This is a genomic window from Flavobacterium cyanobacteriorum (assembly GCF_002251835.1).
Taxonomy (GTDB): Bacteria; Bacteroidota; Bacteroidia; order Flavobacteriales; family Flavobacteriaceae; genus Flavobacterium; species Flavobacterium cyanobacteriorum.
In genome coordinates, this window is sequence record NZ_NOXV01000294.1 from 19203 (window position 1) to 30623 (window position 11421).

The 11421-nt window shown below is 43.7% G+C and carries 9 protein-coding genes and 1 tRNA gene; 2 read left to right on the forward strand and 8 right to left on the reverse strand.

Translation table 11 applies throughout. The annotated features are described in order from the left end of the window. Positions 1 to 26: 26 nt before the first annotated feature. The 7 genes from CHU92_RS11990 to CHU92_RS12020 all read right to left on the reverse strand — a co-directional run bounded on the left by CHU92_RS11990 (position 27) and on the right by CHU92_RS12020 (position 7620). Positions 27 to 2138 carry a peptidylprolyl isomerase gene (locus CHU92_RS11990; protein WP_094415894.1) on the reverse strand — a complete coding sequence of 704 codons (2112 nt, stop codon included), beginning with the start codon at positions 2136 to 2138 and terminating at the stop codon, positions 27 to 29. A 96-nt stretch (positions 2139 to 2234) separates the two neighbouring features. Further along, positions 2235 to 3500 (reverse strand): hemolysin family protein, encoded by a 1266-nt coding sequence (locus CHU92_RS11995; RefSeq protein ID WP_094415896.1) that lies wholly within the window; start codon positions 3498 to 3500, stop codon positions 2235 to 2237. A gap of 2 nt (positions 3501 to 3502) precedes the next feature. After that, complete coding sequence (locus CHU92_RS12000; RefSeq protein WP_094415898.1) at positions 3503 to 3697, reverse strand: hypothetical protein; 195 nt, start codon at positions 3695 to 3697, stop codon at positions 3503 to 3505. 1 nt (position 3698) lies between these two features. Continuing rightward, the gene (lptC, locus tag CHU92_RS12005) at positions 3699 to 4265 is read right to left on the reverse strand and encodes an LPS export ABC transporter periplasmic protein LptC (protein ID WP_094415900.1); all 567 of its coding nucleotides are present in this window, start codon (positions 4263 to 4265) and stop codon (positions 3699 to 3701) included. Beyond that, positions 4237 to 5610: a tetratricopeptide repeat protein gene (locus tag CHU92_RS12010; protein WP_129583081.1), complete on the reverse strand. Its 1374-nt coding sequence runs from the start codon at positions 5608 to 5610 to the stop codon at positions 4237 to 4239. Before CHU92_RS12010 ends, lptC begins: the two co-directional genes overlap by 29 nt. A 14-nt stretch (positions 5611 to 5624) precedes the next feature. Next, entirely contained in the window at positions 5625 to 6893 is a 1269-nt protein-coding gene (locus tag CHU92_RS12015; protein ID WP_094415904.1) for a hypothetical protein, read from the reverse strand. Further along, the gene (locus tag CHU92_RS12020) at positions 6886 to 7620 is read right to left on the reverse strand and encodes a type III pantothenate kinase (protein WP_094415906.1); all 735 of its coding nucleotides are present in this window, start codon (positions 7618 to 7620) and stop codon (positions 6886 to 6888) included. The genes CHU92_RS12015 and CHU92_RS12020 overlap by 8 nt, the downstream gene beginning before the upstream one ends. Before the next feature lie 100 nt (positions 7621 to 7720). Here CHU92_RS12020 and CHU92_RS12025 point away from each other — a divergent pair. Next, positions 7721 to 7793 (forward strand) — tRNA-Phe (locus tag CHU92_RS12025). A gap of 33 nt (positions 7794 to 7826) precedes the next feature. Here the strand turns inward: CHU92_RS12025 and CHU92_RS12030 are convergent. Beyond that, entirely contained in the window at positions 7827 to 8927 is a 1101-nt protein-coding gene (locus CHU92_RS12030; protein ID WP_094415908.1) for a fatty acid desaturase family protein, read from the reverse strand. A gap of 164 nt (positions 8928 to 9091) precedes the next feature. On the opposite strand from CHU92_RS12030, the gene CHU92_RS12035 reads away from it, so the two are divergent. Beyond that, a complete protein-coding gene (locus CHU92_RS12035; RefSeq protein WP_094415910.1) occupies positions 9092 to 11110 on the forward strand; it encodes a thioredoxin domain-containing protein in 2019 nt (672 codons plus the stop codon). Positions 11111 to 11421 lie beyond the last annotated feature (311 nt).

Here is an 11421-nt window from a genome sequence, read left to right on the forward strand (position 1 = left end):
CTGTTTAGTATACTGAGAGGCTTTACTTACTGGTTAAGTTCTGCCCTGTTATCTTCAATCTCAGCCCTGTTCCTTAAAGCTGTTGATATCCTTGAAGGTACACTTCCCCTTCCTTCCTGCTTAAGCCTTGCTGTATAAGTGGCATAATTAGGAAGTTCAGGTGCTTTGGTAATATTTTTAGCCCTTATCAAAAATACCCCACTCTGGCCTTCTATTGGCGCTGATGTTTTGCCTGCCGCAAGGCCAAAAGCTTTACCAATTACTTTAGCCTCCGGCCCTACATTTGGAATATTAGGGGCTGCAAAAGTTACATCTGTAGCGCTAAGTACGCTAGAGCCGTTTTTCTGCGCGACAGCCTCAAGACTGCCACCGGTCATTTTCTTCTTCAGTATTTCAGCCTTCTTTTGGTTACGGAGTATCGGCAATACTGTAGTCTTGGCTTCTTCAAGGGAAATGAGCCCATTATCATTGATATTCTTAACTGTAGCTATAACGTGGCCCTGTGGCACATCAAATTTCTTAACATCACCTTTCTTGGTGTCTTCATTGAATGCCCAAACTACAATACCCCTCTGGCTGCCAAGGCCCTGCACGTTCTCATCATTATACATAAGCTTGTTTACCGGTACAATGTTCATTTTGAGCGACTTGGCTACATCAGCAAATGGCTTTTCCTGAGCATCCATTTCCATTTTTGTTGCCTGCGTAAAAATATTGTCGCTTGTAGAATCTGATGGCTGGATTTTTTGTGCAATAGTGGCCAACTGAACAGCTTCATTTTTTCCGGTTACTTTAATTACGTGAAAACCGAAATCAGTTTCAACAACACCAATTTTGCCAATGGGATTATTGAACACAAAATCATTGAATGGTTTTACCATCTGCCCCGGGGTAATATTGTCATACTCACCGCCGGTTTGGGCTGAACCGGGGTCATCTGTATTTGTCCTTGCCAGTTCAGCAAATTTTTCAGGGTTGGCCTGAACCTGCTTTAAGAGGTCTTCGGCTTTGGCTTTTGCCTCTTCTTTAGTCCTTTTGATGTTTGGATTTGGCGCAGCGCCTCCTGCATAAGCAATCAGGATATGGCTTGCTTTTGCGGTAGCATTGGCTTTACGCTTCATCATACGTGTCAGCTTGTAGTAGCCGTTATCTACATAGGACCCATATACCTGTCCGGGTACAAGGTTATAAATCTGCTCAGCGTGCTCAACCGGCAGGTCTTTTTTGGCCACATATGTAGTGTCAAACTTAATGTCAGAGTTATTATTTACAAATTCTTCAACGTTAGTTACTTCCCTGAAGCCGGGCAGCGTATCATTCTTTTTAGTTTCGCTGTTATAAACAATCCTCGGCGCCAGCAGCGCATCAATCCTGCTTTTCATTTCAGCCTCATCTTCTTTTGATGGTTTATTCTCAATAAGTACATACTCAATATCCCTTGAAGGCTCAGACTTGTATTTCTTCTCGTTCTTCTTCATGTAGGCAATGATCTCATCGTCAGATACTTTTGCCTCATTATCATTTACAACCGTATAAGGAAGGTATACATAATCAAAACTAACCTTGTCGTTTTCTTCACTGTATTTGGCTTTTGCTTCAGTATCAGTAGCTACAAAACCTGCTTTAAGCATGGCGATATATAGCTGCTTTTTAGCCGCGTTTTCCACCATAGGCGTACTTCTTTCTACCATTTCCCACTGTGCCGGGTTTGTGGTTTTCATATTGGCAAGGAATTCTTTGAATTTAGCCTTATCAAATTTACCCAATGCATTCTGGAACTGGGGGTTTTGGGCTATCTGAGGGTTTTGGGCATACATGTTGAGCACATGGTCATTGCTTACCCTGATGCCTGCTTTTTCGAACCTTTCTCCAAATAAAATATTTTCTACTTCCTGGTTCCATATAGCATTGGCTGCCTGTGTAGGGCTTATGCCCTGCTGCTGCTTTGAAAGGTCATTAACTTTCTGAAGGAAGTCCTGCACCGGGATATTTTCCCCGTTAACACTTCCCACATTCCTGGATACGCTTCCAAAACCGCCGCTGTTAATGATGTCGCCTATGATAAAAGCGAGTAATGACAAGCCTATGATAAGGATTAAAAGCAGCGAACGCTGCCTGATTTTCTGTAAAACCGCCATTTGTATTTTTGTTAAATTTATTTCAGTGGGCGAAAATACAATTATCTATTTAATAATAAAAGCTGTGGGTACATTTTCTTAACGCAAAGTGAAAAATTATTTTTGTGCCGCAGGGGCAATCCTGACGCGCTCTATTCTTTTGTTTGTCGCCTGCTCTATAATTATATCAAACCCGTTACATATTATTTTTTCGCCTGTATTGGGTATATCACCATTGTAATATACTATAAACCCCCCAAGTGTAGAATATGCATCATGTCCGGGTATAGAGAGGCCGTACATTTTGTTGATATATTCTACATCAAGCCGGGCTGAAAAGAGGTAAGCGCCATTACCCAGGTCCTGCGCCATGAATACCTCATCTTCATCATGCTCGTCCTCGATTTCACCAAAGAGCTCTTCAATAATATCCTCTACGGTTACTATACCCGATGTGCCTCCGTATTCATCAAGTATCACCGCCATACTTTTGCGCTTGCGGGTAAGTATATTAAGTAGTTCTTTAATCAGGATGGTTTCGGGGGCGTATTCTATAGGTATCATTACCGAGCCAATAGTACCGGGCTTCTTGAAAAGGTCAAAGGAGTGTATATAGCCTACAACATTGTCCAGGGTATCTTTGTACACTATGATTTTTGAATACCCGGTTGTAATGAAAAGCTGTTTGAGTCCTGCCACGCTGTCATTGATTTCTACAGCGGCAATTTCAGTTCGCGGCGTCATGATGTTGCGGGCTTTCATATCAGAAAACTCAAGTGCATTACGGAATATCTGTATTTCAGAATCAACTTCCTCGCGTGGCGATACGCCACTCATCTGTTCTGAAATATAATTGCCAAGTTCATTCATACTGAAATAGGCATGCGGCCTGTCACCCCGGGTACGGAATATTTTTATAAGTATAAAGTCGGTAATGGAAAGCATTGCTTTTGCCGGCAGGCTAAAAAGCCAGCAAAAGAAGTAAGCCGGGACAGCGAGTACTTTCAGAAGCCTGTTGGCATATACCTGGAAAAACACTTTGGGCAGGAACTCTGCTGTAAGCAGCAGCACAAAGGTGGCTATAAATACCTGTACTATCTCTGTATAAAAAGGAAGCAATACAAGACCGGCCTGCGTAAGCTGATACATAATGGCGTTGCCCATATAGTAGCTGTAAATTACCAGTACTATACTGTTGCACACCAGCATGGCGGCGATAAAGCGTGTGGGGTCAGCGGTAAGGCGGCTTAGCACACGCGACAGGAAGGCGGATTGTTTTTTTTCGACCCCAAGGTATACTTTGTTTGAAGATACATAGGCTATCTCCATGCCCGAAAAAAAAGCAGAAAGAAGGAGGCAAACTATAATTATTGCCGTTTCCATGTTTATTTGTCCTGCCGGTGGTTATTGTTGAACCTGCCGGCATATTTCTTCCTGAAGAAGAACATGAATATTGCCAGGCCAACAAATCCCAGGCTAATATAGGCAGGCTGTCCCTCATGCAGGCGCACTAAGGCGTCATATAAAAAAAAGGCGCCAGCCACAAGGTACAGGTAGGGTACATATTTGAAATATAGCATATTATTCAATTTTATTAATTTCGCCGGTGTTCCGCTGTGTGTTCATTATCCGGAAGTCCTTGCTGAAGTCGAGCCCCGGGCCTTCAAAAGTGCTTCCGTCCTCTGATGTAAATTTAAACCTTTTTTCAGTATAAAACCATTCATTTTTCTGGTCGTAGTACAATTGTTCGGTTGTCAGCACTTTTCCGTCGCCCGTAGTAATCTTTACATTACCCTGCAGGTCGATGATATCCGTATTGGCATACGTGATAGCATAATCAGCCACTACGTTGGTCTGCTGGTTGTTTTCCCCGTACAATGTTACGTTTACACCTTTAGGAAACTCATTGAAACCATACTCAAGATTGGAAAAATCAAGCATCAACGGGCTCAGCAGCGTGGCCTTTACTTTGCCTGAATCGGTATATTTAAGGTTGATATCCTCAGCCTGTGCAGCAGGGCTGAAGGCAACGCTGTTGATGCGCTGGACATCTTTAAAACTACGGTCGCAGGACACGGCAAACAGCAATAAGACAAAACCGGCAATGCCGCGGGCCGCGTTACAGATTAGGCGCAATAATTGTTTCATTGATCCAGCAGCCATAATTAATTTTATTTCCTTTTTTTACTTTTGCGGCTTTCATGTCCTCTTTAGTCGGGGCATTTTTTGCATAGCGTTGTGCCATTGCTGCTACAGTAGCCTTATATTTTGGTTCGGCGGTTTCGGCTTTTTTAAGCGTTTCAATCGCAAGCCAGTTAAGGGCTTTGGCTTCAAAATCAGTTAAATTGCATTCAGGAGAGCCGGCAGCATACATCTCTGCAAGGAAAAGGTAAGGCCTGCCAAACTTTGGGTTTAGCTGTGCTGCTTTTAGCGCATATTCCCTGGCCTGTTTTTTGTCTGTCGGGCGCATAAGGCCTGCAATGGCAAAATACCGCTCGGCTTTTTTCTCCACTGATGTTTCCAGTTTTGCCGACAGATTAAAAAATTCCGCGGCTTCCGCACGCTTATCTTTTCGCTGCGAAAGTGTGCCCATGTAATACGCTGTCTGTGCTGTAGGCTTCAGCCCGTGCAGTGCCGTAAGCGCTTTAGCCAGTAACTGTGAGGCATTGCAGCGGTTACGGAACATCACCTCAACTACTGACCGCAGCCATAGTACCTCAGCCTTTCCTTTTTCAAAACTTTTTTCAAAATATTCCTCAAGCTTCTGGCAGGTAAGGTGCTTTGAAGCAAGTATATTGATATTATCAATAACGGCATCAAGGCTTTCGGCAGAAGTACTGCTAAAAGCCAGCCGTGCTTTTTCATCATCTGTAAGCATAAGGTTTTCCTGCTTTGCCACGAGCGCGTCTTTTTCCAGCATAAAATTGTATTGGGCCAAAGCAGCCTGACCTGATATGGCGCCGTATTTTTCAATAAACTGGTCGTTGGTAATGCCTTTATCGCCTGCTTCATAACGTTTCAGGTAAAGCATAAAATAGGTTTCTAAGGCATTATAATCTGTAAAAGCCGTGCTGTTTTTTGCGAAGGAGGCATTGAGCATTGCATAAAGTTCATCATCATTAACCAGCTTATACTGGCTTAGAAGCATTGCTTTTTTTATATCGGATGCATTTTGGTTATTTGGAAAATTTTTATCGTATTGGGCATAAAGTGTAAACAGCTTATCTATTGCTTTTTGCCTTTCTTCCGGGTTTAATGCTGATTCTACGGCAAAATTAAGCACTTCTGCACCTTTTATATAAATCCTTTCGCTATACTTGGGGCAGGACTCTGCCAGGCCCTGAAGCGTTAAAGCGGCTTCCGCGTGCAGGCGCTGCACCCACTGTTCTTCAAGCGATTTCAGCTTTTCACCACAAGTTTTATCATCCTGAGCAAAAGCATGTTGTGCCGCTATTACCAGCATCAGTGCCGCAATTACCTGTTTCAGCTTCATAATCACTATTTTGTTTATTCGTATTTCCTCTTTATAAACCACCTGTCATTTAACGACAGGCTTACAAAAAAGTTCATATAATTTTCCTGTATCAGGCCTGCGCTGGTGGTACCCCTGCGGCCCATTTCAAATCCAATGTTAAGGTTAGAGCCCCCAATAGTGCCGCTAAGCGGAAGCCCAAGGCCGAGCGTAAATCCATAATCGTCAATAGCCTGGTTATTAATAATAAGGCCCGTTTTCTCATATTTTAAACCTGCCCTGTAGGTAACCCTGCTTAAGTACCTATTAAAAGACATGTAATTGGGTATAAAAAATCCGCCCAGAGATATACGGTGAGCCGTTTCAAAACCGGCAACAGTTATATTATCAAAACGGTTACCTAACTCATTACTTTCCTGGAACATGTATTCGGCGCCGGCAAACCATTTTCTCTCCTGGCCTATACCCGTGCCAACGGAAAATTTAGACGGGAGCCTCACATTATTGTCTGAAAATTTAGCCGTTATAGGAGTATTAACCACCGCCTCATTACCTGAAGTATTTAGGGTAATAGAAGCTATTTCGCGGTTTGTGGTACTGTTAAGCGAACCTCTGGGTGTGTAAGTAGCGCTGGCGTACATGTTAAGTAGGGTAGTGATTTTTTTCTGGTATACTGCCCCAATATTAAATGAAAACCCTCCATAATCAGAACGGTTGATTTCCCTTGTAGGGTATTGTATCCCTACCGATGTAATATCGGTGATGCTTCGCGTTTCAATATTACCAAAATTATACTGCATGTCGGCGCCCAGGCTAAAGGACGGGGTGATACGGTATGCAACACCGGCAAACGCACGGTTAAGGCCTCCACTCCCCTTGAATTGCCGCTCCCTTGTAAATCCACCTTCTGTATCGGTACTCCTGATTTTGTAGCCAACCGAAGTATAAGGCATGAGCCCGAACGAAAACCCTATTTTTCTGAACGGGAGGCCTACAGCAATATAATCAAGCGTGGTACGGCTGGCATTATCTGTCTGTGAGGCTGTTTTAAAGTCCGTATTGGACATGCTGGCCGCAACAGTAAAGGTTGTCAGTTTCAGGTGGCCATACGTCGCGGGATTTTGGAGGTTAAGGTGGATACTGTCGGGCAAAATGCCTATGCCTCCCATAGAGCGCGTATCTACGGTACCCCTGAACTTAAGGTCCCCTACACCATAGAATGAATATGGAGATGCGTTATTTTCCTGCGAAAAAGCAACTGTTGAAACTACAAGCGCAAAAACTGCAATAATTTTTTTAATCATTTCTTGATTGATATAAATATAAATAGTTGAGGCTTTCCAATAAAAAATTTGAATTGGCAAATATGGTGCTTTTAAATTGTTTAGCCAAAAAATCGGCATCGCCACCCGTCAATATTATTGTTAAATCGCCGTATTTCTCCTCATAATCCCGTATAAATCCCTGCATTTCATACAACAAGCCATTGATGACACCCGAATGTATGGAGGAACCTGTGGAATTTCCTGTAAAGCCCTGTGGCACTTCCGCTGATAACAACGGAAGTTTTGCCGTAAAATTATGCAGCGCTTCATAGCGCAGGCGGATACCCGGCGAAATAGCGCCACCCAAGTAGTTATCATCCGCATCAATAAAATCATAGGTAATACAGGTACCGGCGTCAATAACAAGCCTGTGGCGCCCCGGATAGCAGAGTGTGGCTCCGGCAGCCAGCACCATCCTGTCAACACCCAGGGTTTGCGGTGTAGCATACCGGTTAGTAAACGGGAAAGCCGAATCCTGCGTTACCTGTATCACGTGGGTAAAACGCTCCAGTACCTGTAACAGGGATGCATCAGTAGCCCCTACTACTGAAAGTATGGAAACAGCAATCCCGGTGTAGTTGTCAAAAATATTTTCAAGGCTCGCCGGGGCATCATTTTTACTGAAGATGTATTTTCCTAAAAGGGCAGTGTCCTTAAAGACAGCCGATTTGATTTTTGTATTGCCAACATCTACAGCTAAAAGCATTTTTACCGCATTAGAAGGGCAAAGATACAAATTGATTTTTTTTAATGTTTTGTTTTGGATAATATAAAAATGGTTCTATATTTGCACCCGCAATAACAACGGTACCTTAGCTCAGTTGGTAGAGCAATGGACTGAAAATCCATGTGTCCCTGGTTCGATTCCTGGAGGTACCACAAGCCCGCTTATCCAAGCGGGTTTTTTACTTTTTATATTTCCCCTGCTGACATTATATTTCCCACATTACCCCTGTTTTTGAGCATCCTGAAGTGGGAGCGTATGGCTACATAAAACGGGTAATTTGTGTACGGCAGGTTATATTCTTCGGCATATTTTTTTATAATCGGTGTTATGTAAGGGTAATACGTGTGCCCAACGCCCGGAAAAAGATGGTGCGCCACATGGTGGGTAAACCCGCCGAAAAGAAAATTAGCCAGCGGGCTCCCCGTACTGAAATCCTTGGTAACTATCATCTGGTGCTCTGCCCAAGTGGTACCCAGCCTCCCTTGATCATCAGTCATCGGGAAAACAGCATCTTCATCAACATGTGTTGATACCAACGCAATAACCCCGAGCATACTGGCTGTTACATGCATAAAAAGCCAGGCATAAAGCACTGTTTGCCACGGCTGGGACAGCACCAGCATAGGTACTGCCAACATATAGAACAGGTTAAACAATTTAGCGGCAAACAACCTGTATATTTCTTTTTGCGGGATAGTGGCAATACGCTTCACATAGTTGTCTTTTTGCCCGAAAAAATCCTTAAAATCCCTTATGTATAACCAGTTGAGGGTATAGAAAGGGTAAACAAGCCACATGTAATAATGCTGGTATTTATGGAAACTGAGCAGCGGGCTTGCAGGAAATATCCTCACGAGGTCACTTTGTTTTATATCACTGTCCCAGTCCTGCACATTAGGGTAGGCATGGTGCAGGCTGATGTGCCTGCGTGTCCACAGCCAGCGGTTGCTCCCGAAAAGTTCCAGGGTATAGGTAAACCATTCATTATATTTTGGTTTCCTGAATACCGCGCCATGTACTGCATCGTGAAAAGCATTTATAAACAGTACTATCATGGTAAACCCGCCCAGCATATAAAAAAGGAACAGCAGCCATGTGTTGTTGCCAAACAGCAATATACAACTGTAAAATATTACATAGATTAATAAAAGGCTTATTGATTTAATGATGTTTTTAGTACGCAGGCTTTCGTCTTTCAGCACCTTCTCTTCCACTTCCCTGTGCAGCTTTATAAAAAAATCATCTTTGCCCGGTTTTTCAAATACAGGCCTTTTTAATTTTTCCATAAAATAAAGTGTTGCTATAAAGTAGCTCAAATTTAAAAAATACATTCTTTACAATTCTACCTGCCTTTGTTAATTTTCTGTACCGCCGTGATGTTGTTATTTTCATAATTAGCATGGGCAAGTATGGCTATTTACTTAATTTTGCACTCCTGAAACAACCCTTTATGAACGAACTGCACCTTGAAACCAGCCCCTACCTGCTACAGCATGCAGGCAACCCCATACACTGGAAAGCATGGAACGACAAAACCCTGGCCGAAGCCCGGGGACAGCAAAAGCTTATGGTGCTTAGCGTGGGCTATTCGGCGTGCCACTGGTGCCATGTGATGGAGCATGAAAGTTTTGAAGATCATGATGTGGCGGCTGTGATGAACAGGTACTACGTTTCCATAAAGGTTGACCGGGAGGAACGCCCTGATGTTGACGCTACTTATATGAAAGCCGTACAGCTGATGACAGGGCATGGCGGATGGCCCATGAACGTAGTGCTGCTGCCTGATGCAAGGCCGGTTTGGGGTGGCACCTACTTCAGGAAGAACGACTGGATAAACGCACTGGAGCAGTTGCATGAGCTTTTTGTTACCGACCCGCAGAAGATGGAAGATTATGCCGAGAAGCTTACGGAAGGGATAGCATCGCTCAGCCTGGTTGATTCGCCTGATAATTATACGGTGCCGCCGCCTGAGGATATGGAACCCCTGATAAAAAAATGGATAAAAAGCTTTGACTGGGAATTTGGCGGCTATGCCCGGGCACCTAAATTCATGATGCCGGGCGACTATATGTTTCTACAGCGCTATGCGTACCAACATAAATTGCAAAACATACTTGATTTTGTAGACCTTACCCTAACCCGTATGGCCTATGGCGGTATTTTTGATGTTGTGGGCGGAGGGTTTTCCCGCTACTCGGTAGATATGAAGTGGCATGTGCCGCATTTTGAAAAGATGCTTTATGACAACGGCCAGCTGATGAGCCTGTATGCCGAAGCCTATAAGCGCACCGGCAATACATTGTATCTTGAGGTTATTAAAAAAACCCACGCCTTTATTGAAAGGGAGCTGGCCCTGCCTGAAGGCGGCTTTTACAGCGCGCTGGATGCTGACAGCCCTGACGGGGCAGGACACCTTGAAGAAGGGGCTTTTTATGTTTGGGAGAAACAACAGCTTATGGACCTGCTGGGTAATGATTTTGATGCCTTTGCCAGGGTTTTCAGCATTAATGACTTCGGTTTTTGGGAAAACGGGAAATTTGTACTGATACAGCGGGAGGCTATAGAAGACCTTGCTGAAATAACCGGGATGGAAGCCGGGGAGCTTAAGAGCAAAAAGAAAGCATGGGAAGAAATGCTTTTCAGTGAACGTGAGAAGCGGCCGAAACCAAGGCTTGATGATAAAGTGCTTACCTCATGGAATGCCCTGATGCTTAAAGGGTATGCCGACTGCTATAAGGCCACCGGCGATGAAGCTTACCTGCAGGCGGCACAAAAAAATGCCACATTTATTGCAGGCCGGCTTTGGGACAGCAGCGGAAAGCTTTGGCGTACCTACAAGAACGGCACAGCCAAGATTGAGGGTTTCCTGGAGGATTATGCCACCACTGCCGATGCTTTCATCGCGCTTTTTGAGGCTTCGGCGGAAGAAAAATGGCTGCACTATGCCAGGCAGCTTACCGACTATTGCCTGGAGCACTTTTATGAAGAAGGCCATCCTTTTTTCCGGTACAGCCCCGTGTCGGGCGAACAGCTTATTACGCCGCATTACGAAACAGAAGATAATGTAATACCTGCCTCTAATTCCATACTGGCCAACGTGCTTTATAAGTTGGGGCTGTTATTTGAAAATCAGCATTATGAAAAGCGCTCACTCCATATGCTGCGCCATATAATACCTACTATGGATTATCCTTCGGCATTTTCTAACTGGCTTAACCTGTGGCTTACCCACTCAGGCCCGGGCCTTGAGCTTGCCGTGTGCGGGCCCGGCGCAACCGAAAGCCTGAAACAACTGAACAGCAGGTACCTGCCCCATGTGCTTATTGCCGGGTGCAGCGCGCTCTCGGCAGTGCCTTTCCTTAAAGGCCGTTTTGCCGAAAATGAGCTGTTATATTACGTTTGCAGGAACAGGGCGTGTAATTTGCCAACGTCATCATTATCACAAACGTTAGCGGAGCTGGAGCTGTAGAAAGCGGAAATAATTTAAATAGAAGGATCAAGCCTCAAGTTGGAAAGTGGTTGCGCTGGTTACTTTAGCTTTTTATTCTGTAATTTTTAGTGATATTTACCGATAAACTGTCAAAACATTTCTGCTCCAATTTGTTATTCGTAAAGCAGGCCTTAAATTGCACATTGTAAAATAAAAAATTTAAAGAATCTATTTTGTTGCTAGTGTAGATTTATCTCAAGCTATCTATTTGTTTTTTTAAATTTTCAGCTTTTTTTAATGATTTTTTTTTTAGTACACGACAAAAAACATAATTGATTAAAAATCAATAA